This is a genomic window from Salmonella sp. 741265073_HBA (assembly GCF_046569105.1).
In the GTDB taxonomy this organism is placed as follows: Bacteria; Pseudomonadota; Gammaproteobacteria; order Enterobacterales; family Enterobacteriaceae; genus Salmonella; species Salmonella enterica.
On sequence record NZ_JBKFRY010000005.1, the window covers coordinates 141641 to 167996 of the forward strand.

The following is a 26356-nucleotide window of genomic DNA, read 5'->3' on the forward strand; positions in this document are numbered from 1 at the left end:
GCCGCCATCCGTTATTCAGTCTCTTCATTAGCTTTTCTTATTAGTGATTAAAATTATCAATTTCCGCTAATAATATTCCCGCGCTATAGTCTGCCTTTAAGAAAAACAGCTCAGGGTAGTTAACGTGATATCTTATTATTTTCAAGGGCTTGCCCTTGGCGCCGCCATGATCCTTCCGCTTGGCCCGCAAAATGCGTTTGTGATGAATCAGGGAATTCGTCGCCAGTACCACCTCATGATAGCGCTGCTTTGCGCGTTAAGTGATTTAGTCCTGATTAGCGCCGGTATTTTTGGCGGTAGCGCGTTGCTGATGCAGTCGCCGTGGCTGCTGGCGCTGGTCACATGGGGCGGGGTCGCGTTCTTGTTATGGTACGGTTTTGGCGCGCTGAAAACGGCAATGAGCAGTAATCTGGAGCTGGCCAGCGCCGAGGTTATGAAGCAGGGGCGCTGGAAAATTATTGCTACGATGCTGGCGGTAACGTGGCTGAATCCGCACGTTTATCTGGATACGTTTGTCGTGTTGGGCAGTCTCGGCGGACAACTGGCTATGGAGCCAAAGCGCTGGTTCGCCCTCGGCACGATTAGCGCGTCGTTCTTATGGTTTTTTGGGTTAGCGCTACTGGCGGCCTGGCTTGCGCCTCGACTGCGTACGGCGAAAGCTCAACGCATTATCAACATTCTGGTTGGGGTGGTGATGTGGCTTATCGCCTTCCAACTGGCGCGGGAAGGCGTCGCGCATATGCACGCGCTTTTCAACTAAGCGTTGTCTGATGGACAACAGGCCGATATCCGCTAAGCTTGCCTGCATGCGCCCTGTATATCAGGGCAATGACTGCAATATGGAGGAGAGACTGTGAAGTTCAAAGTGATGGCCCTGGCGGCATTAGTGGGTTTAAGTGCAATGTCGGCGCAGGCAAGCGAATTGCCGGAAGGCCCGCACATCGTGACTTCCGGTACGGCAAGCGTCGATGCTGTGCCTGATATCGCCACCTTAGCGATTGAAGTGAACGTCGCGGCGAAGGATGCGGCGACGGCGAAGAAGCAGGCCGATGAGCGCGTGGCGCAATATCTTTCCTTCCTTGAGCAAAATCAGATTGCGAAAAAAGACATTAGCGCGGCGAATCTGCGCACGCAGCCGGATTATGATTACCAAAACGGTAAAAGCATTCTGAAAGGGTATCGCGCGGTGCGAACCGTTGAAGTGACGCTGCGTCAGTTAGATAAACTCAATTCGCTGCTGGACGGCGCGCTGAAGGCGGGTCTGAACGAGATTCGTTCGGTATCGCTGGGCGTGGCGCAACCGGACGCCTATAAAGACAAGGCCCGCAAAGCCGCCATTGATGACGCGATTCATCAGGCGCAAGCGCTGGCAGCCGGTTTTAACAGCAAATTGGGGCCGGTTTACAGCGTTCGTTACCATGTCTCTAATTATCAGCCGAGTCCGGTGGTGCGAATGATGAAAGCCGCAGATGCTGCGCCGGTATCCGCGCAGGAAACTTACGAGCAGCCGACTATTCAGTTCGACGATCAGGTCGATGTGGTATTCCAGCTTGAACCTGGAACAGGGCAGACGTCGACAACGGCCGCCAGCACGCAGTAATCTCGCCCGGCCTGGGCGCTTCCAGGCCGCGTTTTCTCCCGGTGTTCTCGTTTTTTGCCGCCTGAACGCAATGATTTTGTGATGAATTTCAAAGAAGCGACGGGGGAATAATGGGTCATGCAGGCCGGATAAGACGTTCACGCCGCCATCCGGCATTCATTGAGAGGCTAATCCTGACGCAGCACCTTGTGCCCGTACTCCAGCAGCGCGTCGGTTACTTTGCGCATCATCCGGCTTTCCGGGGCAAAGCGGTGCCAGTAAAGCATCCGGCGTTGTAGCAAACCAGGCGTTAAGTTGATCAACTCGCCGCTTTCCAGCTCTTTCTCAATCTGCAGGTGAGGGATCATGCAGCAGGTCGTGCCCTGACGCGCAAGCTGTACAAACGCTTCGGATGAATTAACGATATGGCACGGCACGCTGCCGGGTGGTAGATCGAAATTCTGTTGCAAAAAGGCCTGATGCATATCATCCAGATGGTCGAACGCGACGGCGGGCGCTTTCAGCAGCGACGACCGGGTAACGCCATTGGGGAAATAGCGCTCGGCAAACGGCTTTGACGCGACAAACAGATAGTCGAGCGCGCCCAGTTTGTCTACCAGGCAACTGGGCAGCGCCTGATGCTGAATACTCACCGCGCCCACCACCTCGCCGCGACGCAGACGTTCTTGCGTGCGCGTTTCATCTTCCACCTGTAAATTGAGACGGATAGGGGAGTCCGCCAGCACCGGCGCCAGCGCCGGAAGCAGCCAGGTCGCCAGACTGTCGGCGTTAACCGCCAGCGACAGCAGCAGCGGCGTAGAGCCGGTTTGTTCATCGCCCAGCCACTCTTCTTCCAGCAGTTCAACCTGACGCAGCAGAGCCAGTAATTTTTGCCCTTGCTCCGTGGGGCGAGGAGGAACGGTACGCACCAACAACGGTTGTCCGAACATATTCTCAAGCTGTTTTATGCGCTGTGAGACGGCGGATTGCGTGATGCACAGCTTCTGGGCGGCGCGCTCGAATCCTCGTTCACGTATAACGGCATCCAGCGCCTGTAGTGTTCTGTAGTCCGGACGTTTCATTGTTGTGTCATGCTCCTGTTATTTTTTTCCGCACTATGACATAAATTTGCCGTCGGTACAGATGAAATCCGTAGCCTGTGTACGGACACGGAGATTTTTCCCGACAATGTTCTATAATGCGGCTGTATTTTCACACCACAGGCGAAACGATCTATGACGCAGGATGAACTGAAAAAAGCGGTAGGATGGGCGGCACTTCAGTATGTACAGCCCGGCACCATTGTGGGCGTTGGTACAGGCTCAACGGCCGCACACTTTATTGATGCGCTGGGCACAATGAAAGGCCAGATTGAAGGCGCGGTCTCCAGCTCGGACGCCTCGACTGAAAAACTCAAAGGCCTCGGTATTCATGTGTTTGATCTCAACGAAGTGGATAGCCTGGGTATCTATGTCGATGGCGCGGACGAAATCAACGGTCATATGCAGATGATCAAAGGCGGCGGCGCGGCATTAACCCGTGAGAAAATTATTGCTTCCGTGGCGGAGAAATTTATCTGTATTGCGGATGCCTCTAAACAGGTGGATATTCTTGGCAAATTCCCGTTGCCGGTCGAAGTGATTCCGATGGCGCGCAGCGCGGTCGCTCGTCAACTGGTGAAGCTGGGTGGGCGTCCGGAGTACCGTCAGAACGTGGTCACGGATAACGGCAACGTGATTCTGGATGTTTATGGTATGGAAATCCTTGATCCCATCGCGCTGGAAAACGCCATTAACGCGATTCCGGGCGTCGTGACCGTAGGGTTGTTCGCCAACCGTGGCGCCGATGTCGCACTGATCGGCACGCCGGACGGGGTGAAAACCATCGTAAAATGATCCCGCCAGGCGTATTTCCTGCCGCGTAAAAAATTCGGTCAGGGCAAATTTGGTGACATGTATCACGTTTAATCGTTTGCCCTGCCGATCCCTCCAAAGAAAAAGTTATTCCCGGTATTTTCATCTGCTATTTCCCGCTGTATGCGATTCCTTCACGACGCTGGCGCAAACGTTCATATTGCCGTGATAATTTTTTTTGATATGTTGAAGGACGGATGCAAATCCACACACAACATCAGATGGCAAAAAAAGACAGGATCGGGGAAATGGCAAAGGTATCGCTGGAGAAAGATAAAATTAAATTTCTGCTGGTTGAAGGGGTGCATCAAAAGGCGCTGGAAAGCCTTCGTGCGGCAGGTTACACCAACATTGAATATCACAAGGGCGCGCTGGACGCTGAACAGTTGAAAGCGTCCATCCGCGATGCCCACTTCATCGGTCTGCGATCCCGTACTCATCTGACAGAAGAAGTGATTAACGCCGCAGAGAAGCTAGTGGCGATTGGCTGTTTTTGCATCGGCACCAACCAGGTGGATTTAAATGCGGCGGCAAAACGCGGTATTCCGGTCTTTAACGCGCCATTCTCGAATACCCGTTCCGTGGCGGAGCTGGTGATTGGCGAGCTATTGCTGCTGCTGCGCGGCGTGCCGGAAGCGAACGCCAAAGCGCACCGCGGCGTATGGAATAAACTGGCGGCGGGATCGTTCGAAGCGCGCGGTAAAAAGCTTGGCATTATCGGTTACGGCCATATCGGAACGCAGTTGGGCATTCTGGCTGAATCGCTGGGGATGCATGTCTATTTCTATGATATTGAAAATAAACTGCCGCTCGGTAATGCAACTCAGGTGCAGCACCTGTCTGAATTGCTGAATATGAGCGATGTGGTCAGTCTGCACGTACCTGAAAACGCCTCCACCAAAAACATGATGGGCGCAAAAGAGATAGCCCTGATGAAGCCGGGTTCGCTGCTGATTAACGCCGCGCGCGGTACGGTAGTGGATATCCCGGCTTTGTGCGACGCGCTGGCGACGAAACATCTGGCGGGGGCGGCTATCGATGTCTTCCCGACGGAACCGGCCACTAATAGCGATCCGTTTACCTCTCCGCTGTGCGAATTCGATAACGTGATCCTGACGCCGCATATCGGCGGCTCGACGCAGGAGGCGCAAGAAAACATCGGTCTGGAAGTCGCAGGAAAACTCATTAAGTACTCGGATAACGGCTCGACGCTTTCCGCCGTGAACTTCCCGGAAGTGTCGCTGCCGCTGCACGGCGGTCGTCGTCTGATGCACATCCACGAAAACCGCCCAGGCGTATTGACCGCGCTTAACCAGATTTTTGCCGAGCAGGGCGTTAACATTGCCGCGCAGTATCTGCAAACCTCCGCCCGAATGGGGTATGTGGTGATTGATATAGAAGCCGATGGCGATGTGGCGGAGAAAGCGCTGCTGGCGATGAAGGCGATTCCGGGCACCATTCGCGCCCGTCTGCTGTACTAATTTCCTCTAAATGGGCAGGAGATGACCTGCCCATCCTTTCTCTGGTTTCCCTGCCTCAACATCTCTTCGTGTAACGCATACATTCTGTTTTCGAGCCTTGCCGCAATTGGTAATTAAAGGCAGCGTTGCGTGTTGTACAGCAATAAAAGGAATTTACGATAAGGGCTCAGCATAGCGCTGAAACGGGAAAGCCCCTACCGAAGCAGGGGCTCTAAAAAGGAAAGGGACGATGATGAGATACGTCATCATGCTGCTGATCCTGTTAATCATCGCTTGCCCAGCATATTAACAGTGAGTACGCAGGAGGGAGGTTCGCCTCCCTCACCCTTCACCGAGAAATTTAGGTCAAAAAAGCGACGCTGTCAATCGACAAAACACGGCTACCACTCCCAAATTTTGGACGGCGTCACCACCGCAGGCAGCGGGATATCCCACTCTTCAACCGGCAGCTTTTCTACTAACTGGCAATCATGCGCGTAGCCCACGGGCTGGATCTTATGCTGCTGCCAGTTTTGCAACGTACGGTCATAAAATCCGCCGCCCATCCCCAGGCGCTGCCCGTCTTCGTCAAACGCGACTAACGGCGTTACCAGCACATCCAGCTTTGCCAGCGGTAATACGTCGCGGACATCAAGCCGTGGCTCCCGGATCTTTAAGCGGTTGGTCACCAGCGCACTCTGTGGATGATAGTGCAGGAACAGGAGGTTGCCAGGGCTGAAGGGATGAAGAACCGGAAGGTAGACGCGCTTGCCCGCTCGCCATAGCTGTTCTATCAGCGGCTGGGTGTCGAGTTCGCCATCAAAGGAGAGAAACACGGCGACAGTGTGTGCCATCACGACGGGAGGAAAGCTGAGCATTCGGGCGGCGGCCTGTTGACCAAAGCGGCGTTGCTGCTCTGGCGTCAGCGCACGGCGACGTTGCCGAATCATTCGGCGGATTTCTTGTCGTGATAAAGAGAGTTCGGGAAGTTGCGTCATGGCTGTCGCCAGTCAGAAGGGGAATCTCCGAGATGCCGCCGCAGGCTGTAACCCTTGAACCCTTGGTTCAAGGTGAATGTGTCGTCACAGTTTTAAGGCTTCTCGGACGAACCGAGCATGCTCACCAACCGCGGAGCGCCACATTCTTGTGGTATGAAATATCGGCTCAGGGGACTGGCCCGCTTGCAAACATCTCAGAGAAATTCTGTTTTCACAATCACTTTACCATAGTAAAGCGAAAAGTGTTATTCAAAGTTTTGGCCCGTTTTTTCGGTTATGCGACCTTGATCAAGCAACGCCTGTTCGATGGTCTGTTGTAGCATCCGAATACGTTGTTCCATGCTCGCCGCGTAATCGCGGGTCTTCGCTTTTTCCTGAGTTAACTCATAGCTGATATTCAATGCGGCAATGAAAACCAACTGCTCAGTATTTGTGACTCTAGTGCGAACTTTCAGATCTTGCAACCGCTGATTCAGATCGTCCGCAGCCTGATTCAACGCATCCCTTTGGTCAGGCGGGCAATTCACTCGCAGTGAACGGCCAAATATTTGGATATCGACGGGTTGTGCAGACATGCCACCTTCCTGCTGATTGACTGCGCTGCCTTCGTCTCCAGACCCAGGGTCCGCGAAGGGGCGACACTATAGCTACCCTGGTGTGAAGATACAAGCCCTTTTCTGGTTCACCAGGGTCCAAAGTGGTAGCATATCATGAATATCCTCCCTTTGATGACGAATGCTTATGTCTATACAGAACGAAATGCCTGGTTACAACGAAATGAACCGGTTTTTGAATCAACAAGGGGCCGGTCTGACCCCGGCTGAAATGCATGGTTTAATCAGCGGGATGATTTGCGGCGGCAACAACGATAGCTCATGGCAGCCGCTGTTGCACGACCTGACGAACGAAGGTCTGGCCTTCGGGCATGAGCTTGCTCAGGCGCTGCGCAAAATGCACGCGGCGACCAGCGACGCGCTGGAAGACGACGGCTTTCTTTTTCAGCTTTATCTGCCTGAAGGCGACGATGTCAGCGTATTCGATCGCGCTGATGCATTAGCCGGGTGGGTTAACCACTTTTTGCTTGGCCTCGGCGTAACGCAGCCTAAACTTGATAAAGTCACCGGCGAAACGGGTGAAGCGATTGACGACCTGCGTAATATTGCGCAGCTTGGTTATGATGAGAGCGAAGATCAGGAAGAGCTGGAGATGTCGCTCGAAGAGATCATCGAATATGTCCGTGTTGCGGCGCTGTTATGTCATGACACTTTCACGCGCCAACAGCCGACCGCGCCGGAAGTGCGTAAACCGACGCTACACTAAGAAAAAACGAAATGGAGGCCATGTCATGACTCAGCAGGAATACCAACGCCGTCGCCAGGCATTACTGGCGCAAATGCAGCCCGGCAGCGCCGCGCTGATCTTTGCCGCGCCGGAGGCGACGCGCAGCGCAGACAGTGAATATCCGTATCGCCAGAGTAGCGACTTCTGGTATTTCACCGGTTTTAACGAACCGGAAGCCGTGCTGGTACTGATTAAGAGTGATGACACCCACAACCACAGCGTTTTGTTCAACCGCGTTCGCGACCTGACGGCGGAAATCTGGTTTGGTCGCCGTTTAGGACAGGATGCCGCGCCGGAAAAACTGGGCGTTGACCGGGCGCTGGCGTTTAGCGAAATCAACCAGCAACTCTTTCAGTTGCTTAATGGTCTGGATGTGGTGTACCACGCGCAGGGCGAATATGCGTATGCCGACGAGATTGTTCTGGCTGCGCTGGAGAAGCTGCGTAAAGGCTCCCGCCAGAATCTGACTGCGCCGGCCACCATGACTGACTGGCGACCGATTGTCCATGAGATGCGCCTGTTCAAATCGCCGGAAGAGATTGCTGTCCTGCGCCGCGCCGGGGAAATTAGCGCGCTGGCGCATATCCGCGCGATGGAAAAATGTCGTCCGGGGATGTTTGAGTATCAGCTGGAGGGTGAAATTCACCACGAATTTAACCGCCACGGCGCGCGCTATCCCTCCTATAACACCATTGTCGGCAGCGGCGAAAATGGCTGTATCCTGCATTACACTGAAAACGAAAGTGAAATGCGCGACGGCGATTTAGTGCTTATCGACGCGGGCTGTGAATATAAAGGTTACGCGGGCGACATCACGCGTACTTTCCCGGTGAACGGGAAATTTACGCCAGCTCAGCGTGAAATTTATGACATCGTTCTGGAATCGCTGGAGACCAGCCTGCGACTGTTCCGTCCTGGCACCTCTATTCAGGAGGTGACCGACGAAGTCGTGCGCATCATGATAACCGGGCTGGTGAAGCTGGGGATTTTGCAAGGAGAGGTTGATCAACTGATTGCCGAAAATGCGCATCGTCCTTTCTTTATGCATGGCTTGAGCCACTGGCTGGGGCTGGATGTTCATGATGTCGGCGTTTATGGGCCGGATCGCTCCCGCATCCTGGAGCCGGGCATGGTGCTGACCGTAGAGCCAGGCCTCTATATCGCGCCGGATGCCGACGTGCCGGAAGCGTATCGCGGCATTGGCGTTCGAATTGAAGATGACATTGTCATTACCGAAACCGGTAATGAAAACCTGACCGCTGGCGTTGTGAAGAAGGCGGATGACATTGAGGCATTAATGGCGGCGGCGCGGCAGCAATGAGCGTCATTATCGTTGGCGGCGGCATGGCAGGCGCGACGCTGGCGCTGGCCATCTCTCAGTTCAGTCATGGGACGTTGCCGGTACACCTGATTGAAGCGAAAGCGCCTGAAGCCGACGGTCATCCCGGCTTTGACGCCAGAGCGATTGCGCTGGCGGCGGGCACTTGCCAGCAACTGGCGCGAATTGGCGTCTGGCAGGCGATTTCCGATTGCGCAACGGCAATCAACACCGTACACGTCAGCGATCGCGGCCATGCCGGATTTGTGACTCTCGACGCGCAGGACTACAGTCTGGCAGCGTTGGGTCACGTTGCGGAGCTGCATGATATCGGGCTGCGTCTGTTTGCGCTCTTGCGTAAAGCGCCAGGCGTTACGCTGCACTGCCCGGAGCGCGTAGCCAGCGTGTCGCGTACCCAACAGCAGGTTAACGTCACACTGGAAAATGGCAATGTGATAGCTGGCAGCGTGCTGGTGGCGGCTAACGGTACCCACTCCGCGCTGGCGTCAGCCTGCGGCGTTGACTGGCGTCAGGAGCCTTACGAACAGTTAGCGGTGATAGCGAATGTCGCGACCGCTATCCCGCACCAGGGACGCGCCTTTGAACGTTTTACTCCCAATGGCCCGCTGGCGATGTTGCCGATGTCGCATGGCCGATGTTCGCTGGTTTGGTGTCACCCGCTCGACCAGCGCGATGAGGTGCTGAGCTGGTCCGACGCGCAGTTTTGTCATGCGTTGCAGGCCGCGTTCGGCTGGCGGCTGGGGCGAATTACTCAGGCGGGTAAGCGCAGCGCGTATCCGCTTGCCCTGACTACGGCGGCGAAAGTGTTTACTCACCGGACTGTCGTGGTCGGCAATGCGGCGCAGACGTTGCATCCTATCGCCGGACAAGGGTTTAATCTCGGTCTGCGCGATGTCATGAGCCTGGCGGAAACGCTGGTCACGGCACAGGACGCGGGCGAGGATATTGGCGCCTGGCACGTGTTATCGCGCTATCAGCAGCGTCGTCAGGTTGACCGGGATACGACGATTGGCGTAACGAACGGTCTGGTCCATCTGTTTGCAAATCGTTGGGCACCGTTGGTTATCGGGCGCAATATCGGTTTAATGGCGATGGAATTATTACCGCCTGCGCGCGATGCGCTGGCACAGCGGACCTTAGGTTGGGTTGCGCGTTAAGCAGATCTGTAGGCCGGATAAGGCATTTACGCCGCCATCCGGCATCGTGTTCGTAAAAATACCGGATGGCGGCTTCGCCTTATCCGGCCTACGGTTTTGATTGTTCCGGTTTCCAGGAGTAAATAGTGCAAAGTGTTGATGTAGCAATAGTTGGCGGAGGCATGGTGGGACTGGCTGTCGCCTGCGGCTTGCAGGGGAGCGGTTTGCGCGTTGCGGTGCTGGATCACGTTGTTCCCCAGCCGTTGGCGAACGATGCCCCGCCTCAGCTTCGGGTGTCGGCGATTAATGCCGCCAGCGAAAAACTGCTTACCCGTCTTGGCGTATGGTCAAACATTGTGGCGCGACGGGCAAGTTGCTACCACGGTATGGAAGTCTGGGATAAAGACAGCTTTGGCCGTATTACGTTTGATGACGCAAGCATGGGATATAGCCATCTGGGGCATATTGTTGAAAACAGCGTCATTCACTATGCACTGTGGCAAAAAGCGCAGCAAGCGGCGGATATCACCTTAATGGCGCCAGCAGAGTTACAGCAGGTCGCCTGGGGGGAGAACGACGCCTTTCTGACTTTAAAAGACGGCGCGATGTTAACCGCGCGTCTGGTGATTGCCGCGGATGGCGCCAACTCCTGGCTGCGTAACAAAGCGGATATTCCCTTAACTTTCTGGGACTACCGTCACCATGCGCTGGTAGCGACTATCCGCACCGAAGAGCCGCACGGCGCGGTTGCTCGCCAGGTGTTTCATGGTGAAGGTATTCTGGCGTTTTTGCCGTTAAGCGATCCGCATCTGTGTTCCATTGTCTGGTCGCTTTCTCCGCAGGATGCGGAGCGTATGCAACAGAGCGGCGACGAGGCGTTTAACCAGGCGTTGACTATCGCCTTCGATAATCGGCTGGGCTTATGCCGCCTGGAAAGCGAACGGCAGGTTTTTCCTCTGACGGGCCGCTATGCTCGCCAGTTTGCCGCGCATCGTCTGGCGTTAGTCGGCGATGCCGCGCACACCATCCATCCGCTGGCAGGGCAAGGCGTCAACCTCGGCTTTATGGACGCGGCCGAACTGGTGGACGATCTGCGCCGGCTTCAGCGTCAGGGCAAAGACATTGGTCAACATCTTTATCTCCGTCGTTATGAGCGTAGCCGTAAACATAGCGCGGCGATGATGCTTGCCGGGATGCAAGGTTTTCGTGACCTATTTGCCGGCGAAAACCCGGCAAAAAAATTGCTGCGCGACATCGGACTGAAACTGGCGGATACGCTCCCCGGCGTCAAACCCCAACTGCTTCGCCAGGCTATGGGGCTAAACGACCTTCCGCAATGGCTTCTTTAAGCGTCTGACTGCACGCCAGCAAGAGTTTGAAACCCGTCACACTTTGCTTTCCCGGCTATCGCGCCGGGGGGCTTTCCTCGTTTGAAATAATCTAATTTCACCGCTTATTTCGCATTATATTTTCTAATGCCACTATTTTTGGCGAACGCGATTTTCGACATTTTTTCCGCATTTAATATTAATTTATGTTGTGGTAAATCGTATCAGCTTCCTTTTTATGACGGTTATTTAGTGTGATATTGGTTTTTTGTGCTGATGAGATTTTAGCGTTTTTTAGTCATAAGCTAATGTGATGGTAAATTCAGCCTTATGGTTTAGCGCCTGGTTCGGTGGTAAGTTCAGGAGCAAGAGAACGTTTGCGTCGGCGCAGGAAAAAGGGCGTCGATGCCAGGTTTCGTGGCGAAGATTTCCCATGAAAATGGTTGTTAGCCCCCGCTAATTCAACGAGGAAAAGATGGCCCAACAGACGCCTTTGTACGAACAACACACGCTATGCGGCGCCCGCATGGTCGATTTTCATGGCTGGATGATGCCCCTGCATTACGGCTCTCAGCTTGATGAACACCACGCTGTGCGCACCGATGCCGGGATGTTTGATGTATCGCATATGACCATTGTCGATCTTCATGGCAGCCGCACCCGGGAGTTTCTACGTTATCTGCTGGCAAACGACGTCGCGAAGCTAACGAAGACGGGTAAAGCCCTCTACTCCGGTATGCTTAACGCATCGGGCGGCGTGATTGATGACCTTATCGTCTACTACTTCACTGAAGATTTCTTCCGTCTCGTTGTTAACTCCGCCACCCGCGAAAAAGACCTCTCCTGGATTACCCAACACGCTGAACCTTATGCCATCGACATTACCGTTCGTGACGACCTGTCGCTGATTGCGGTACAGGGGCCGAATGCGCAGGAAAAAGCGGCGACTCTGTTTACTGACCAACAGCGCCATGCAGTAGAAGGTATGAAGCCGTTCTTCGGCGTTCAGGCGGGCGATCTGTTTATCGCCACCACCGGTTATACCGGCGAAGCGGGCTATGAAATCGCCATGCCGAATGAAAAAGCGGCGGATTTCTGGCGTGCGCTGGTGGAAGCGGGCGTGAAGCCGTGCGGTCTTGGCGCGCGCGACACGCTGCGTCTGGAAGCAGGCATGAACCTGTACGGTCAGGAGATGGATGAAGGTATCTCTCCGCTGGCGGCTAATATGGGATGGACTATCGCCTGGGAACCTGCTGACCGCGACTTTATTGGCCGTGAGGCGCTGGAGATGCAGCGTGAAAAAGGCCACGAACAGTTGGTCGGTCTGGTGATGACCGAGAAAGGCGTATTGCGTAATGAACTGCCGGTGCGTTTTACCGATGCGCAGGGCAATCAGCAAGAAGGCATTATCACCAGCGGGACGTTTTCCCCAACGTTGGGCTACAGCATTGCGCTGGCGCGCGTTCCGGCGGGCATCGGCGAGACGGCGATTGTACAAATTCGTAACCGTGAAATGCCGGTAAAAGTGACTAAACCTGTTTTTGTGCGTAACGGCAAAGCCGTCGCGTGATTCATCCTTTTTTGGAGATTAATTGATGAGCAACGTACCCGCAGAACTGAAATACAGCAAAGAACACGAATGGCTGCGTAAAGAAGCGGATGGCACTTACACCGTTGGCATTACTGAACACGCTCAGGAGCTGTTGGGCGATATGGTTTTTGTTGATCTGCCGGAAGTCGGCGCGACCGTAAGCGCGGGCGACGACTGCGCCGTGGCGGAGTCCGTAAAAGCGGCGTCCGACATTTATGCGCCGGTAAGCGGCGAGATCGTGGCGGTAAACGATGCGCTGAGCGACTCCCCGGAGCTGGTGAACAGCGAACCGTATGCCGGTGGCTGGATCTTTAAAATCAAAGCCAGCGATGAAAGCGAACTTGAATCGCTGCTGGATGCCACCGCGTACGAGGCATTGTTAGAAGACGAATAATGTTGTGCCGGATGGCGCTAATGCTTATCCGGCCTACTCACTGCAACGCGAATGATTTTGCGTATTCGTTTTCGCACGCGTAGGCCCGGTAAGCGTCAGCGCCACCGGGCAATTGAGTTAGAGACAATCACGATTCACTGCACGTTTCAGGAACCATCGCCCATGACACAGACGTTAAGCCAGCTTGAAAACCGCGGCGCTTTCATTGAACGCCACATCGGACCGGACGCCGCGCAGCAGCAAGAGATGCTGAATGCGGTTGGCGCCGAGTCGTTAAACGCGCTGACAGGTCAGATTGTGCCGAAAGACATTCAGCTCGCGACTCCGCCGCAGGTTGGCGAGGCGGCAACCGAATATGCCGCACTGGCGGAATTAAAAGCCATCGCCGGGCGTAACAAGCGCTTCACGTCCTATATTGGCATGGGCTACACCGCCGTGCAGCTACCGCCGGTTATCCTGCGCAACATGCTGGAAAATCCAGGCTGGTATACCGCCTACACCCCTTATCAGCCGGAAGTCTCTCAGGGGCGTCTGGAAGCGCTGCTCAACTTCCAACAGGTGACGCTGGACCTGACGGGGCTGGACATGGCTTCCGCCTCTCTGCTGGATGAAGCGACCGCCGCCGCTGAAGCGATGGCGATGGCAAAGCGCGTCAGCAAACTGAAAAATGCCAACCGTTTCTTTGTCGCCTCTGATGTCCATCCGCAAACTCTGGACGTCGTGCGTACGCGTGCCGAAACCTTTGGCTTTGACGTCATTGTAGATGACGCGGCGAAAGCACTGGATCACCAGGATGTGTTTGGCGTGCTGTTACAACAGGTAGGCACCACAGGTGAAATTCACGACTACAGCGCACTGATTACTGAGCTGAAATCCCGTAAAGTTGTGGTCAGCGTCGCCGCCGATTTTATGGCGCTGGTGCTGCTGACGGCTCCGGGCAAACAGGGCGCGGACATTGTTTTCGGCTCTGCGCAACGCTTCGGCGTACCGATGGGGTACGGTGGCCCGCACGCGGCGTTCTTTGCCGCCAAAGACGAATTTAAACGCTCCATGCCAGGCCGTATTATCGGCGTCTCAAAAGATGCGGCGGGCAATACCGCACTGCGCATGGCGATGCAGACTCGCGAACAGCATATCCGTCGTGAGAAAGCGAACTCCAACATTTGTACCTCGCAGGTACTGCTGGCTAACATCGCCAGTCTGTATGCCGTTTATCATGGTCCGGTCGGCCTGAAGCGCATCGCTAATCGTATCCACCGCCTGACGGATATTCTGGCGGCCGGTCTGCAACAGAAAGGCTTAAAGCTGCGTCATGCGCACTACTTTGACACCCTGTGTGTGGAAGTGGCTGATAAAGCTGCGGTACTGGCGCGTGCGGAAGCGGCAGAGATCAATCTGCGCAGCGATATTCATAACGCGGTGGGTATTACGCTCGATGAAACCACCACCCGTGAGAATGTGGCGCAGTTGTTCAATGTTTTGCTGGGCGACAGCCACGGTCTGAACATTGAAACACTGGATAAAGACGTGGCGCTTGATAGCCGTTCCATTCAGCAAGGTATGCTGCGTGACGATGCGATTCTGACGCATCCGGTATTTAACCGTTACCACAGCGAAACCGAGATGATGCGCTATATGCACTCGCTGGAGCGTAAAGATCTGGCGCTGAACCAGGCGATGATCCCGCTGGGTTCCTGCACCATGAAGCTGAACGCCGCCGCCGAGATGATTCCTATCACCTGGCCGGAATTCGCTGAACTGCACCCGTTCTGCCCGCCGGAACAGGCGGAAGGATATCATCAGATGATTAGCCAGCTTTCTGACTGGCTGGTGAAACTCACCGGGTACGACGCCGTCTGTATGCAGCCGAACTCCGGCGCACAGGGGGAATACGCGGGGCTGCTGGCGATTCGTCACTATCACGAAAGCCGCAACGAAGGGCATCGCGATATCTGCCTGATCCCGGCTTCTGCTCACGGCACTAACCCTGCTTCTGCACATATGGCAGGAATGCAGGTGGTGGTAGTCGCCTGTGATAAGAACGGCAACATCGACCTGGACGATCTGCGGGCCAAAGCAGAACAACATGCTGCGAACCTCTCTTGCATCATGGTGACTTATCCTTCCACCCACGGCGTCTATGAAGAAACGATCCGTGAAGTGTGTGAAGTTGTGCACCAGTTCGGCGGTCAGGTTTACCTTGACGGCGCGAACATGAACGCTCAGGTCGGCATTACCTCACCGGGCTTTATTGGCGCGGACGTTTCGCATCTTAACCTGCATAAAACTTTCTGCATTCCGCACGGCGGCGGTGGCCCAGGCATGGGACCGATCGGCGTGAAAGCGCATCTGGCACCATTCGTACCGGGTCATAGCGTGGTGCAAATTGAAGGGATGCTCACCCGTCAGGGCGCGGTGTCTGCGGCGCCGTTCGGCAGCGCCTCCATTTTGCCGATTAGTTGGATGTACATCCGCATGATGGGCGCAGAAGGCCTGAAGCAGGCAAGTCAGGTAGCGATTCTTAACGCTAACTACATTGCCAGCCGTCTGAAAGACGCGTACCCGGTACTGTATACTGGTCGCGATGGCCGTGTGGCGCACGAATGTATTCTTGATATTCGCCCATTGAAAGAAGAAACCGGCATCAGCGAGCTGGATATTGCCAAGCGTCTGATCGACTACGGTTTCCATGCGCCAACCATGTCGTTCCCGGTGGCGGGCACGCTGATGGTAGAGCCGACGGAATCTGAAGGTAAGGCTGAGCTGGATCGCTTTATCGATGCGATGCTGGCTATTCGCGCAGAGATTGACCAGGTGAAAGCGGGTGTCTGGCCGCTGGAAGATAACCCGCTGGTGAACGCGCCGCACATTCAGAGCGAACTGGTCGCCGAGTGGGCGCATCCGTACAGCCGTGAAGTTGCCGTATTCCCGGCAGGCGTGGCAGACAAATACTGGCCGACGGTGAAACGTCTGGATGATGTTTATGGCGACCGTAACCTGTTCTGCTCCTGCGTACCGATTAGCGACTACCAGTAATTTACTGATTCGACTGTTTTCTAAAGGCGCTTCGGCGCCTTTTCAGCTTGTTAATAAAGTGCGCTTTGTTTATGTCGGATGCAGTGTGAGTGCCTTATTCAGGCTACAAAGTGTTACTAATTCAATATATTACACTAAATCGTTGGCTCCTGTCAGGCAACCTGGCGTTTGTATCAGTGTATTAGCCAGAATTAAATTACCGGTTTTTTAGAGTCTAATGATTCATTGTGCATCATTTTTACCTTGCTGTTATTTAATCAAAACAACACAGTATATTTACATGTGGTTACAAATAGTTTCTCTCCGGAATCGTTATTTACCTCTCAATATAGTTACAAAAATTTCCGTATATTAAATTCATCAAGTTATTAATTTAAATTATAAATTAAAAATAAACATAAATAACGTAAATATTTATTAACTTAGCGCTTTGTTTTTTATACCTGGAGGGAATAATGAAACGATTTATATTTCTGCCATTAATGACATATTTTCTATTAATGAATGCAATGGCAGCTAACGGAGAAAATAATCCCAGTAATCTATTAGGTGCACCAGTTAATACCGCTATTTCTGGTGGTTCAGTATTGCCGGAAGGAAAGTTATTAACCGCCGTGAATAGCTCATTTCGCGATAAAGATCATCAAATCGAGGGGCACGGAAGTCCGGATGTTTACTCCCAGATATGGTTATTGAAGATTCGTTACGGTTTGACCGACAGACTGGAATTATCAACAGTGGGTTCCTATATCAATAACAAACGAGACAATCTGTCTCCTGAGCACATAGAGGGAATGGGCGACCAATCGGTGGGGGTCAATTATGCTTTAATGAGCCAGCGAAGAGGTGATCCGTTTTGGGTTACGGTAGGTGGGGCAGTATTACTACCCACCGGGCAAGATGGAGATAATCATTTGCCTGGGAATAGCGCCTGGGGAGGAAGAGTAACACTCACTTTAACAAAATTATTTACTCCTAACATTAAAGGGGATATGGGTTTTGTATATCAGGGACCATTTGAGCGCGGTAACCAGGACGTGAAACGAGGTAACGAATTCCAGTGGAATACCCAGGTGCGGTATATGTTTAGCGATTTACCGCTGGATCTTGGTCTGGAAAGTGCCTACAGCAATAATGCCTCTGGAACGAAAAAACTGTCTAATGGCAGCGTAATTAATAACCATTCTGGAACTACCGAATGGGTTGTTGGTCCGTCATTTAATATTGCCGTCGATTCACTGAAATTATGGTTTGGTGCCGGAGCCTTCTTCCCGGTAATGCAGGAAGCGAAGTCGCCAACCAAAATGGAAGATGTACGCTGGGAATTTAAAATAGGTAAGACCTGGTAAGACTCGTTCAAAGTGTTACCCGCCGACTGGCGGGTAACGTGCAGGGGTTAAAGCTTCTCGCCGTTGCTGGCAATCACCTCTTTGTACCAGTTGAAGCTTTTCTTACGCGAACGCGACATATCGCCCGTACCGTCATCGTGCTTGTTCACGTAGATGAAGCCGTAGCGCTTGCTGTACTGACCGGTGGTGAACGACACGCAGTCGATGCAGCCCCACGGCGTGTAGCCCATCAGGTCGACACCATCGTAAGTCACCGCTTTTTTCATCTCTTCAATATGGGCGCGCAGGTAGTCAATTCGGTAGTCGTCGTTGATGCTGCCATCTTCTTCTACTTTGTCGTAAGCACCAAAACCGTTTTCGACAATAAACAGCGGCTTTTGATAGCGTTCGTACAGTTCACACAATGAATAACGCAGGCCCACCGGGTCAATCTGCCAGCCCCAGTCAGATGCTTTAACATAGGGGTTCGGTACGCTGCCTTCAAAACCGGAAATCGCATCGCCGCTACCGCCTTCGGCTTTGACCGCGTTGGTCATGTAATAACTGAAACCAAGATAATCGCAGGTGCCTTCGCGCAGCACTTCAAGATCGCCATCGTCCATTTTGATGTTAAATCCGCGGCGCTTCCACTCGTTCAACACATAGGACGGGTAATAGCCGCGCAGCTGCACATCGGTAAAGACGTAGCGTTCACGCATCGATTCCTGAGCAAACATCACATCTTCTGGTTTACAGGAGAAAGGATACAGCGCGACCATCGCCAGCATACAGCCAACTTTCATCTGTGGATTAATACGACGTGCCGCTTTTACCGCCAGCGCGCTGGCGACAAACTGATGATGTAAGACCTGATACATGGTTTCTTCTGGATTCTCATGCTCGGTATACACTACGCCGGAACAGCAGTAGCCAAACAGCGGCGCGCGCCAGTTTCGCTGGTTGTTAATTTCGTTGAAGGTCATCCAGTATTTGACCTTATGTTTGTAGCGTTCAAACACGACTTCAGCAAAACGGACAAAGAAATCAACGACCTTACGATTGGTCCAGCCGCCGTAGTGCTGTACCAGATGTAATGGCATTTCAAAGTGAGAAAGGGTAATGACCGGTTCGATGTTGTATTTGAGTAACTCATCAAACATGTCGTCGTAGAATTTCAGACCGGCCTCGTTTGGCTGGGATTCGTCGCCATTCGGGAAGATACGCGTCCAGGCAATAGAGGTACGGAAGCATTTGAACCCCATTTCGGCGAAAAGACGGATGTCTTCTTTGTAATGTCCGTAAAAATCCACCGCCTCGTGGTTCGGATAGTATTTGCCAGCAACGACATTCTGGGTGATTTCGCGTGGCACGCCGTGTGCGCCGCCGGTTAGCACGTCGCAGATGCTGGGGCCTTTACCGTCTTTATTCCAGCCGCCTTCAACCTGGTGTGCGGCAACCGCGCCGCCCCATAAAAAATCTTTTGGCAGGGTGAGTTTTCTCATTGTTGCATAATCTCAATTTATTTAGTCTGTTATCATTCATTCTGCACCAAATGGCATGTAAAGCGTACGCAAAATTCCAGGATGCTCGCGTGTCGGGACAAGAACACATTCAGATCGTAACATCCACTTCAAGGGGCCATATTCAGGGGATAACCACATGCAGCCAAACGACATTACTTTCTTTCAACGTTTCCAGAATGACATTCTGGCAGGGCGTAAAACCATCACTATTCGTGATGCCTCCGAGTCCCACTTTAAAGCAGGCGATGTGCTACGCGTGGGACGGTTCGAAGATGATGGCTATTTTTGCACAATCGAAGTGACAGGAACGTCAACTGTGACGCTGGATACGCTGAACGAAAAACATGCGCAACAGGAAAATATGTCGCTTGATGAGCTGAAACGGGTCATTGCTGAAATCTATCCCAACCAGACGCAATTTTATGTGATTGATTTTAAATGCCTTTGATAAATATGAACGCGTGTTAGTTGAGTTTCTGTGGTTAAGTTATTGAATAAGAAAGAAAATTTAATTTTGCGAATTTATTTTAGCTAACATGTGTTCACTGGAACCATTCTCAGTTACGCTAGAGGCGCAGTTCATCGTTATGAACGTTTCTCCGGAGTAAGTTATGGTGCAAAAACCATTAATGACGCAGGGATATTCGCTGGCTGAGGAAATCGCCAACAGTATTAGCCACGGCATTGGATTGGTATTTGGTATTGTCGGCCTGGTGCTGTTGTTGGTTCAGGCGGTAGAGGCGAATGCTGGTATGACGGCTATTGCCAGCTACAGTTTATATGGCGGGAGCATGATCCTGCTTTTTCTTGCCTCAACGCTTTATCATGCCATTCCTCATCAGCGGGCAAAAATCTGGTTAAAGAAATTTGATCACTGCGCTATCTATCTGCTCATTGCCGGAACCTATACGCCATTTCTGCTGGTAGGTCTGGATTCGCCGCTGGCGCGCGGACTAATGATTGTGATCTGGAGCCTGGCGCTATTCGGTATCCTCTTCAAGTTGACGATTGCGCACCGATTTAAAGTGCTCTCACTGGTTACGTATCTGGCAATGGGCTGGCTGTCGTTGATAGTGGTTTATCAGTTGGCGATTAAGCTGGCGATAGGCGGCGTGACGCTGCTGGCGGTAGGTGGCGTCGTTTACTCACTGGGCGTAATTTTCTATGTTTGCAAACGCATACCTTATAACCACGCCATCTGGCATGGCTTTGTGCTGGGTGGCAGCGTGTGCCATTTCCTGGCCATCTATTTGTATGTGGGACAGGCGTAATTCCCGGATGCCCGTGCCGGATGGCGGCGCTGTCGCACCTTATCCGGTCTACGAGAACAGCGCGTGCGAGCCTGATGGCGTTGCGCTATCAGGCTATCCGGCTTTTAACGTGATATCACTCTTCCAGCGAGTAGGGCAGCGGGACGATATGCAGGGTGTTGGCATCGTCGCGAACGCGGAAGACGCTTTCGGCTTCTAAATCGTTATTCATGACGGCCTGAACCAGTAACTGACCATCGTCCAACTGCGTCGCCGCCAGAATAGCGCCGGTACGACGCCAGTTCTCGCCCATCTGTAGCTCCAGATCTTCTCCTGCTTCCGGTACCCGGCTGGCTTTGCCCGCCAGCAACCAAAGCGCGCGTTTATTGGCGCCGCGGAATTTTGCCCGTGCGACCATCTCCTGTCCGGTGTAGCAGCCTTTCTTGAAGCTGATGCCGCCCAGCGCCTGTAGGTTAGTCGCCTGGGGGATAAACTGACCGCTGTTCGCCGCGTCAATCACCGGAATGCCTGCTTCAATATCCAATGCCAGCCACTGTTGACTGTTATTCAGTTCGGCTTCGCCATGCAACTTCTCCGTTAACATGTTGGCCGTCGCGACATCGGTGACAAGCAGGAATCGTTCCGCAGGATGTTCAAACCATAGCAGCGTGGAGGCGCCGTCTCTGACCACCTGATTTTCGCTATTGGGCAGTTCGCTAAAGACATTAGCCAGCGCCGCGCGGGCCTGAAAACCTGCCACGCCAAGCAATACGCGTTCGTCATCCGGTGCGATGACCACTTTGGAAAATACGGCGTACTTTTTCAGCTCCGTTAATTGCGCTTCACGCACGCTACGGCGTTCAATCCAGGCGAAACCGTCGCGCTCACGGAACAGGCGCAGAGTGCTCCACATCTTACCTTTAGCATCGCAGTGGGCGGCGAGAAGGTGTTGCTGTTCAGTCATCTGGCTTACGTCAGCGGTGACCTGCCCCTGAATATACTTTTCACTGTCTACGCCGGTAATGGACGACAGCGCCCAGTCGTCAAGCGCGATCAGCGTCAGCGGCAGGCGGGCTGACGATGAAGGATGACGTGGTGGAAAGGAGATAAAAGCCATAAATAATGTCCTGGTTAGCTGCAACAATAATGGTTAATGGTAAAAGAGCCATCGGTCATTGCAAGTGCTTTAAATAGCCCATTGAGAGCGGATTGATCGTTTTGCGAGGCGGTATCCAAAACGGATGAACATATTGATTCCCAGCCTTTTATTTCGCGATCGCGTTCCAGATTACTGAGATTCCCGTAAAACAACGCCAAAAACACGTTACAATAGCCCGGTACTTCATTTTCGCGAGGCAGGAAGAACATGGATATTCACAATAAAGCACGTATTCACTGGGCATGTCGTCGCGGTATGCGCGAACTTGATATTTCCATCATGCCGTTTTTTGAACATGAGTACGATAGTTTAAGTGATGAAGAAAAGCGTATTTTTGTCCGTTTGTTGCAGAGTGATGACCCGGATTTATTTAACTGGTTAATGAATCACGGTAAACCGGCTGACGCTGAACTGGAGCAGATGGTTCGACTCATTCAGACACGGAATCGGGAACGTGGTCCTGTGGCAATCTGATTTACGCGTCTCATGGCGCGCTCAGTGGATCTCATTGCTCATTCATGGGCTGGTTGCCGCGGTGATTTTATTGATGCCCTGGCCGCTGAGTTATACCCCGTTATGGATGATACTACTGTCGCTGGTCGTGTTTGACTGTGTACGTAGCCAGCGCAGGATTAATACCTGCCAGGGAGAGATCAAGCTACTCATGGACGGGCGCTTACGCTGGCAGGGGCAGGACTGGACGCTCTTGCGTCCGCCCTGGTTACTGAAGAGCGGGATGGTGTTGCGTTTACGCGCAGAGTCTGGACGTCATCAGCATTTATGGCTGGCGGCGGATAGCATGGAAGAAGCGGAATGGCGTGAGTTGCGTCGGATACTGTTACAGCAGCCGATATCAGGCCAACACTGACGGAACGGCGCAAACGCGGTTCCGTCGAGAGGGAAATACAGCGAGTAAGGCTTCAGGCGTAGTGTTCGGCCATTTCGCCGAGAATTTGTTCACACCAGGTCTGTATACGCTCATCGCTGAGATCGTACTGGTTCGTTTCATCCAGCGCCAGGCCGACAAACAGTTGCCCATCCGCAATGACCGGTTTATTGCTGGTAAATTCGTAGCCTTCTGTGGGCCAGTAGCCGACAAATTTAACGCCTTTGAGGGCAAGTTTGTCATGCAACATACCCAGCGCATCCAGGAACCACTCACCGTAGCCGAGCTGGTCGCCCATACCGTAAAGCGCAACGATTTTGCCTTCCAGATTGAGATCGTCCAGTTGCTCCCAGACGGCTTCCCAGTCCTCCTGAATTTCGCCAAAATCCCAGGTGGGGATGCCTAAAATGAGCACGTCGTACTGCTCCATTAAGGCGGGGGCGTCATCCTTGAGGTTATGTAATGTCACCAGCTCCGGGCCGAGGATATCGCGAATTTTCTCTGCGGCCATCTCGGTGTAGCACGTGCTGGAACCGTAAAAAAGACCCATGTTCATTACGTTACATCTCGATTCTGCTATAGCGTTGCGGGTAGTGTAACAGAATCGCTGCATTCACGGCACAATGAGGCATAATGCACCCAAAGTCAGCGTGAAGTGGGGAGCGCGAATGGAACAGGATTTAGCGCGTATTGAGCAGTTTCTGGATGCCCTGTGGCTGGAACGAAATCTGGCGGAAAATACATTAAGCGCGTATCGTCGCGATTTATCGATGGTCGTTGCGTGGTTGCATCATCGCGGAAAAACGCTTGCGACGGCGCAGGCTGATGATTTACAAACGCTGCTGGCTGAACGGGTGGAGGGCGGATACAAAGCGACCAGCTCCGCACGCCTGTTAAGCGCTATGCGGCGCTTCTTCCAGCATCTGTACCGTGAAAAGTATCGTGAGGATGATCCGAGCGCGCAGTTGGCCTCGCCTAAGCTTCCGCAGCGTTTACCGAAAGACCTTAGCGAGGCGCAGGTTGAGCGGCTCTTGCAGGCGCCGCTTATTGATCAACCTTTGGAGTTGCGCGATAAAGCTATGCTGGAAGTGCTGTATGCCACCGGTTTGCGCGTGTCGGAACTGGTGGGGCTGACAATGAGCGATATCAGTCTGCGGCAGGGCGTGGTGCGGGTTATCGGTAAAGGCAATAAAGAGCGGTTGGTGCCGTTAGGCGAAGAGGCGGTATATTGGCTGGAAACGTATCTGGAGCATGGGCGTCCCTGGTTACTCAATGGCGTATCGATTGACGTATTGTTCCCCAGCCAGCGTGCGCAGCAGATGACGCGGCAGACCTTCTGGCACCGTATTAAACATTATGCGGTACTGGCTGGAATCGATAGCGAAAAACTATCGCCGCATGTTTTACGTCACGCTTTCGCCACGCATTTGCTGAATCACGGCGCCGACTTGCGCGTTGTACAAATGCTACTTGGGCATAGCGATCTTTCGACGACACAAATTTATACGCATGTCGCAACGGAGCGTTTGCGTCAACTTCATCAACAGCACCATCCGCGGGCATGAGTGCTGACAGGAAAGGATAGTTTATGAAAAAGCGTTTTATGATGTTCACTTTACTGGCGGCGGCGTTTTCAGGCGTGGCCCATGCGGATGATGCGGCTATCCGTCAGTCGCTGGCTAAGCTGGGCGTTCAGAGTACGGAAATTCAGCCCTCGCCAGTGGCAGGGATGAAAACCGTCCTCACTCACAGCGGCGTACTGTACGTCACTGATGACGGCAAACATATTATTCAAGGGCCGATGTATGACGTAAGCGGCGCGCATCCGGTAAACGTGACGAACAAACTGCTGATGAGCCAGCTAAATGCGCTGGAAAAAGAGATGATCGTCTATAAAGCGCCGGATGAGAAACATGTCATTACTGTTTTTACCGATATCACCTGCGGCTATTGTCATAAGCTACATGAAGAGATGAAAGATTATAACGCGCTGGGGATCACGGTACGTTATCTGGCCTTCCCGCGCCAGGGGCTGGAAAGCCAGGCGGAGCAGGATATGAAATCTATCTGGTGCGCCAAAGACAAAAACAAAGCGTTTGATGACGCCATGGCAGGTAAGGGCGTGAAACCGGCAAGCTGTGACGTGAACATTGCTGATCATTATGCGTTGGGCGTGCAGTTGGGCGTTAGCGGTACGCCAGCCATTGTATTGAGTAACGGCTATGTGGTGCCTGGCTATCAGGGACCGAAAGAGATGAAAGCGTTTCTTGATGAGCATCAAAAACAGACCAGTGGTAAATAATACGCGTGAAACAACAGAGACAACTTCGTCGGCGTGAGGCTGATGAGACGGCGGAACTCCCCGCCGATCTTCCTCCATTACTACGACGTTTATATGCCAGCCGGGGCGTTCGTAGCGCCCGCGAACTGGAGCGCAGCGTGAAAGGAATGCTGCCCTGGCAACAGCTTAGCGGCATAGATAACGCGGTGGAGATCCTCTACAACGCCTTTCGCGAAGGTATCCGCATTATTGTTGTTGGCGATTTTGACGCCGACGGCGCGACCAGTACTGCGCTAAGCGTATTGGGAATGCGTGCGTTGGGATGTGACAACATCAGTTATCTGGTGCCTAATCGCTTTGAAGACGGCTACGGTTTAAGCCCGGAAGTGGTCGATCAGGCGAAGGCGCGCGGCGCGCAGCTTCTCGTCACCGTAGATAACGGCATCTCATCCCACGCCGGCGTAGCGCATGCAAAGACGTTGGGGATTCCGGTGATCGTGACCGATCACCACCTGCCTGGCGACACGTTGCCGGATGCCGAAGCGATTATTAATCCCAATCTGCGCGACTGCGAATTCCCGTCTAAGTCGCTGGCGGGCGTCGGCGTGGCGTTTTACCTGATGCTGGCGTTGCGAACATTTTTGCGCGACAAAGGATGGTTCGACGAGCGCAACATCGCGCCGCCGAATCTGGCGGAGCTGCTGGATTTAGTGGCGTTGGGAACGGTAGCAGACGTTGTGCCGCTGGACGCTAACAACCGTATTCTGACCTGGCAAGGGCTAAGTCGTATTCGTGCCGGGAAATGCCGCCCGGGAATTAAAGCGTTGCTGGAGATATCGAATCGCGATCCGCAGCAGCTTGCCGCCAGTGATTTAGGCTTCGCGTTGGGGCCTCGCCTGAATGCCGCCGGCAGGCTGGATGATATGTCCGTTGGCGTGGCGTTACTGTTATGCGATAACCTCGGCGAAGCGCGTGTTCTGGCCAGCGAGCTGGATGCGCTTAACCAGACGCGCAAAGAAATAGAGCAGGGGATGCAGGCGGAAGCGCTTATCCTGTGTGAAAAGCTTGAGCGCAGTAGTGAAACGCTGCCGGGCGGTCTGGCGATGTATCATCCTGAATGGCATCAGGGCGTGGTCGGAATTCTGGCGTCGCGCATTAAAGAGCGTTTTCACCGCCCGGTGATTGCCTTTGCGCCTGCGGGCGACGGCACGCTAAAAGGCTCAGGCCGATCGATTCAGGGGCTGCATATGCGCGATGCGCTGGAAAGGCTGGATACGCTTTACCCTGATCTGATGATCAAGTTCGGCGGTCATGCGATGGCGGCGGGATTGTCGCTGGAAGAGCATAAATTCGAGCAGTTTCAGCAACGTTTTGGCGAGCTGGTAACGGAATGGCTCGATCCTGCCCTGTTGCAAGGCGAGGTGATCTCCGATGGTCCATTAAGCGCGGCGGAGATGTCTATGGAAGTGGCGCAACTGTTGCGGGATGCCGGACCGTGGGGGCAAATGTTCCCGGAGCCGTTATTCGATGGTCGTTTCCGTCTGCTACAACAGCGTCTGGTGGGCGAGCGCCACCTTAAGGTGATGGTGGAGCCCGTCGGTGGCGGCCCGCTGTTGGATGGCATCGCATTTAATATTGATACGACCTGTTGGCCGGATAACGGCGTGCGGGAGGTAGAACTGGCTTATAAACTGGACATTAACGAGTTTCGCGGCAACCGTAGTTTACAGATTATTATCGATGATATTTGGCCGCTATGATCGGGGCGATTTAACAACACTTTCGCTGTAATTAAGGGGCGAAATCCGCTAATA

The 26356-nt window shown here is 53.4% G+C and carries 25 protein-coding genes and 1 other RNA gene; 19 read left to right on the plus strand and 7 right to left on the minus strand.

Translation table 11 applies throughout. The annotated features are described in order from the left end of the window. Positions 1 to 124 precede the first annotated feature (124 nt). A complete protein-coding gene (gene argO, locus ACLD3P_RS09605) occupies positions 125 to 760 on the plus strand; it encodes an arginine exporter ArgO (RefSeq protein WP_000626876.1) in 636 nt (211 codons plus the stop codon). 93 nt (positions 761 to 853) lie between these two features. Beyond that, positions 854 to 1600, plus strand: a complete 747-nt coding sequence (locus ACLD3P_RS09610; protein ID WP_000669854.1) for an oxidative stress defense protein — start codon at positions 854 to 856, stop codon at positions 1598 to 1600. A 167-nt stretch (positions 1601 to 1767) separates the two neighbouring features. Here ACLD3P_RS09610 and argP read toward each other — a convergent pair whose 3' ends face one another. Beyond that, positions 1768 to 2661, minus strand: a complete 894-nt coding sequence (argP, locus tag ACLD3P_RS09615; protein WP_000828345.1) for a DNA-binding transcriptional regulator ArgP — start codon at positions 2659 to 2661, stop codon at positions 1768 to 1770. 153 nt (positions 2662 to 2814) lie between these two features. Here argP and rpiA point away from each other — a divergent pair, with 153 nt between their 5' ends. Together rpiA and serA are read left to right on the plus strand one after the other, a co-directional pair. Beyond that, complete coding sequence (gene rpiA / locus ACLD3P_RS09620; RefSeq protein ID WP_000189741.1) at positions 2815 to 3474, plus strand: ribose-5-phosphate isomerase RpiA; 660 nt, start codon at positions 2815 to 2817, stop codon at positions 3472 to 3474. 266 nt (positions 3475 to 3740) lie between these two features. Then, complete coding sequence (gene serA / locus ACLD3P_RS09625; RefSeq protein ID WP_001151627.1) at positions 3741 to 4973, plus strand: phosphoglycerate dehydrogenase; 1233 nt, start codon at positions 3741 to 3743, stop codon at positions 4971 to 4973. Positions 4974 to 5353: 380 nt separating this feature from the next. On the opposite strand, the gene ACLD3P_RS09630 is transcribed toward serA, so the two are convergent. From ACLD3P_RS09630 to zapA, 3 genes are all read right to left on the minus strand, one after another. After that, positions 5354 to 5950, minus strand: a complete 597-nt coding sequence (locus ACLD3P_RS09630; RefSeq protein ID WP_031604965.1) for a 5-formyltetrahydrofolate cyclo-ligase — start codon at positions 5948 to 5950, stop codon at positions 5354 to 5356. A 20-nt stretch (positions 5951 to 5970) separates the two neighbouring features. Beyond that, a non-coding RNA gene (gene ssrS / locus ACLD3P_RS09635) (6S RNA) lies at positions 5971 to 6154 on the minus strand. Between the two features lie 41 nt (positions 6155 to 6195). Continuing rightward, complete coding sequence (zapA, locus tag ACLD3P_RS09640) at positions 6196 to 6525, minus strand: cell division protein ZapA (RefSeq protein WP_001276011.1); 330 nt, start codon at positions 6523 to 6525, stop codon at positions 6196 to 6198. Positions 6526 to 6691: 166 nt separating this feature from the next. On the opposite strand from zapA, the gene ACLD3P_RS09645 reads away from it, so the two are divergent. The 8 genes from ACLD3P_RS09645 (at position 6692) to ACLD3P_RS09680 (ending at position 17464) form a co-directional block, all read left to right on the plus strand. Beyond that, the gene (locus ACLD3P_RS09645; protein ID WP_000027236.1) at positions 6692 to 7270 is read left to right on the plus strand and encodes a YecA family protein; all 579 of its coding nucleotides are present in this window, start codon (positions 6692 to 6694) and stop codon (positions 7268 to 7270) included. A gap of 25 nt (positions 7271 to 7295) precedes the next feature. Then, positions 7296 to 8612, plus strand: a complete 1317-nt coding sequence (gene pepP, locus ACLD3P_RS09650) for a Xaa-Pro aminopeptidase (RefSeq protein WP_131046529.1) — start codon at positions 7296 to 7298, stop codon at positions 8610 to 8612. Continuing rightward, positions 8609 to 9787: a 2-octaprenyl-6-methoxyphenyl hydroxylase gene (gene ubiH / locus ACLD3P_RS09655; RefSeq protein ID WP_047643391.1), complete on the plus strand. Its 1179-nt coding sequence runs from the start codon at positions 8609 to 8611 to the stop codon at positions 9785 to 9787. The genes pepP and ubiH overlap by 4 nt, the downstream gene beginning before the upstream one ends. A 125-nt stretch (positions 9788 to 9912) precedes the next feature. Beyond that, positions 9913 to 11115: an FAD-dependent 2-octaprenylphenol hydroxylase gene (gene ubiI / locus ACLD3P_RS09660; protein WP_131046528.1), complete on the plus strand. Its 1203-nt coding sequence runs from the start codon at positions 9913 to 9915 to the stop codon at positions 11113 to 11115. A 454-nt stretch (positions 11116 to 11569) separates the two neighbouring features. After that, positions 11570 to 12664, plus strand: a complete 1095-nt coding sequence (gcvT, locus tag ACLD3P_RS09665) for a glycine cleavage system aminomethyltransferase GcvT (RefSeq protein ID WP_000068738.1) — start codon at positions 11570 to 11572, stop codon at positions 12662 to 12664. Between the two features lie 25 nt (positions 12665 to 12689). After that, positions 12690 to 13079, plus strand: a complete 390-nt coding sequence (gene gcvH / locus ACLD3P_RS09670; RefSeq protein WP_001295377.1) for a glycine cleavage system protein GcvH — start codon at positions 12690 to 12692, stop codon at positions 13077 to 13079. A 162-nt stretch (positions 13080 to 13241) separates the two neighbouring features. Further along, positions 13242 to 16115 carry an aminomethyl-transferring glycine dehydrogenase gene (gene gcvP / locus ACLD3P_RS09675; RefSeq protein WP_017441089.1) on the plus strand — a complete coding sequence of 958 codons (2874 nt, stop codon included), beginning with the start codon at positions 13242 to 13244 and terminating at the stop codon, positions 16113 to 16115. Positions 16116 to 16570: 455 nt separating this feature from the next. Next, a complete protein-coding gene (locus ACLD3P_RS09680; protein ID WP_000819375.1) occupies positions 16571 to 17464 on the plus strand; it encodes a transporter in 894 nt (297 codons plus the stop codon). Between the two features lie 47 nt (positions 17465 to 17511). Here the strand turns inward: ACLD3P_RS09680 and bglA are convergent, their stop codons facing one another. Continuing rightward, on the minus strand, positions 17512 to 18945 hold the full coding sequence (bglA, locus tag ACLD3P_RS09685; RefSeq protein ID WP_080150238.1) for a 6-phospho-beta-glucosidase BglA: 1434 nt from the start codon (positions 18943 to 18945) through the stop codon (positions 17512 to 17514). Positions 18946 to 19102: 157 nt separating this feature from the next. Here bglA and yqfB point away from each other — a divergent pair, with 157 nt between their 5' ends. After that, the gene (yqfB, locus tag ACLD3P_RS09690) at positions 19103 to 19414 is read left to right on the plus strand and encodes a N(4)-acetylcytidine aminohydrolase (RefSeq protein WP_001182976.1); all 312 of its coding nucleotides are present in this window, start codon (positions 19103 to 19105) and stop codon (positions 19412 to 19414) included. Positions 19415 to 19577: 163 nt separating this feature from the next. After that, positions 19578 to 20237: a PAQR family membrane homeostasis protein TrhA gene (gene trhA / locus ACLD3P_RS09695; protein WP_000250289.1), complete on the plus strand. Its 660-nt coding sequence runs from the start codon at positions 19578 to 19580 to the stop codon at positions 20235 to 20237. A gap of 115 nt (positions 20238 to 20352) precedes the next feature. On the opposite strand, the gene ygfZ is transcribed toward trhA, so the two are convergent. Further along, positions 20353 to 21333, minus strand: a complete 981-nt coding sequence (ygfZ, locus tag ACLD3P_RS09700; RefSeq protein WP_000874170.1) for a tRNA-modifying protein YgfZ — start codon at positions 21331 to 21333, stop codon at positions 20353 to 20355. Between the two features lie 249 nt (positions 21334 to 21582). Here ygfZ and sdhE point away from each other — a divergent pair, with 249 nt between their 5' ends. Both sdhE and ACLD3P_RS09710 read left to right on the plus strand, forming a co-directional pair. Next, positions 21583 to 21849 (plus strand): FAD assembly factor SdhE, encoded by a 267-nt coding sequence (gene sdhE / locus ACLD3P_RS09705; RefSeq protein WP_000351186.1) that lies wholly within the window; start codon positions 21583 to 21585, stop codon positions 21847 to 21849. Then, positions 21830 to 22243: a protein YgfX gene (locus tag ACLD3P_RS09710; RefSeq protein WP_000244756.1), complete on the plus strand. Its 414-nt coding sequence runs from the start codon at positions 21830 to 21832 to the stop codon at positions 22241 to 22243. Before sdhE ends, ACLD3P_RS09710 begins: the two co-directional genes overlap by 20 nt. Before the next feature lie 52 nt (positions 22244 to 22295). On the opposite strand, the gene fldB is transcribed toward ACLD3P_RS09710, so the two are convergent. Further along, positions 22296 to 22817 carry a flavodoxin FldB gene (gene fldB / locus ACLD3P_RS09715; protein WP_001055885.1) on the minus strand — a complete coding sequence of 174 codons (522 nt, stop codon included), beginning with the start codon at positions 22815 to 22817 and terminating at the stop codon, positions 22296 to 22298. Between the two features lie 112 nt (positions 22818 to 22929). Here fldB and xerD point away from each other — a divergent pair, with 112 nt between their 5' ends. The 3 genes from xerD to recJ are packed head-to-tail and all read left to right on the plus strand — an operon-like array spanning position 22930 to position 26302. Then, complete coding sequence (xerD, locus tag ACLD3P_RS09720; RefSeq protein WP_000434302.1) at positions 22930 to 23826, plus strand: site-specific tyrosine recombinase XerD; 897 nt, start codon at positions 22930 to 22932, stop codon at positions 23824 to 23826. A gap of 23 nt (positions 23827 to 23849) precedes the next feature. After that, positions 23850 to 24563: a bifunctional protein-disulfide isomerase/oxidoreductase DsbC gene (gene dsbC, locus ACLD3P_RS09725; RefSeq protein ID WP_023213848.1), complete on the plus strand. Its 714-nt coding sequence runs from the start codon at positions 23850 to 23852 to the stop codon at positions 24561 to 24563. A gap of 5 nt (positions 24564 to 24568) precedes the next feature. After that, entirely contained in the window at positions 24569 to 26302 is a 1734-nt protein-coding gene (gene recJ, locus ACLD3P_RS09730; protein ID WP_131046527.1) for a single-stranded-DNA-specific exonuclease RecJ, read from the plus strand. The last annotated feature ends 54 nt before the right edge of the window (positions 26303 to 26356 follow it).

Excerpts from the sequence above, each read along its gene's own strand:
- argP (WP_000828345.1), bottom strand. The coding sequence starts at position 2,661 with ATGAAACGTCCGGACTACAGAACACTACAGGCGCTGGATGCCGTTATA.
- rpiA (WP_000189741.1), top strand. The coding sequence starts at position 2,815 with ATGACGCAGGATGAACTGAAAAAAGCGGTAGGATGGGCGGCACTTCAG.
- serA (WP_001151627.1), top strand. The coding sequence starts at position 3,741 with ATGGCAAAGGTATCGCTGGAGAAAGATAAAATTAAATTTCTGCTGGTT.
- ACLD3P_RS09630 (WP_031604965.1), bottom strand. The coding sequence starts at position 5,950 with ATGACGCAACTTCCCGAACTCTCTTTATCACGACAAGAAATCCGCCGA.
- zapA (WP_001276011.1), bottom strand. The coding sequence starts at position 6,525 with ATGTCTGCACAACCCGTCGATATCCAAATATTTGGCCGTTCACTGCGA.
- ACLD3P_RS09645 (WP_000027236.1), top strand. The coding sequence starts at position 6,692 with ATGTCTATACAGAACGAAATGCCTGGTTACAACGAAATGAACCGGTTT.
- pepP (WP_131046529.1), top strand. The coding sequence starts at position 7,296 with ATGACTCAGCAGGAATACCAACGCCGTCGCCAGGCATTACTGGCGCAA.
- ubiH (WP_047643391.1), top strand. The coding sequence starts at position 8,609 with ATGAGCGTCATTATCGTTGGCGGCGGCATGGCAGGCGCGACGCTGGCG.
- gcvT (WP_000068738.1), top strand. The coding sequence starts at position 11,570 with ATGGCCCAACAGACGCCTTTGTACGAACAACACACGCTATGCGGCGCC.
- gcvH (WP_001295377.1), top strand. The coding sequence starts at position 12,690 with ATGAGCAACGTACCCGCAGAACTGAAATACAGCAAAGAACACGAATGG.
- gcvP (WP_017441089.1), top strand. The coding sequence starts at position 13,242 with ATGACACAGACGTTAAGCCAGCTTGAAAACCGCGGCGCTTTCATTGAA.
- ACLD3P_RS09680 (WP_000819375.1), top strand. The coding sequence starts at position 16,571 with ATGAAACGATTTATATTTCTGCCATTAATGACATATTTTCTATTAATG.
- bglA (WP_080150238.1), bottom strand. The coding sequence starts at position 18,945 with ATGAGAAAACTCACCCTGCCAAAAGATTTTTTATGGGGCGGCGCGGTT.
- yqfB (WP_001182976.1), top strand. The coding sequence starts at position 19,103 with ATGCAGCCAAACGACATTACTTTCTTTCAACGTTTCCAGAATGACATT.
- trhA (WP_000250289.1), top strand. The coding sequence starts at position 19,578 with ATGGTGCAAAAACCATTAATGACGCAGGGATATTCGCTGGCTGAGGAA.
- ygfZ (WP_000874170.1), bottom strand. The coding sequence starts at position 21,333 with ATGGCTTTTATCTCCTTTCCACCACGTCATCCTTCATCGTCAGCCCGC.
- sdhE (WP_000351186.1), top strand. The coding sequence starts at position 21,583 with ATGGATATTCACAATAAAGCACGTATTCACTGGGCATGTCGTCGCGGT.
- fldB (WP_001055885.1), bottom strand. The coding sequence starts at position 22,817 with ATGAACATGGGTCTTTTTTACGGTTCCAGCACGTGCTACACCGAGATG.
- xerD (WP_000434302.1), top strand. The coding sequence starts at position 22,930 with ATGGAACAGGATTTAGCGCGTATTGAGCAGTTTCTGGATGCCCTGTGG.
- dsbC (WP_023213848.1), top strand. The coding sequence starts at position 23,850 with ATGAAAAAGCGTTTTATGATGTTCACTTTACTGGCGGCGGCGTTTTCA.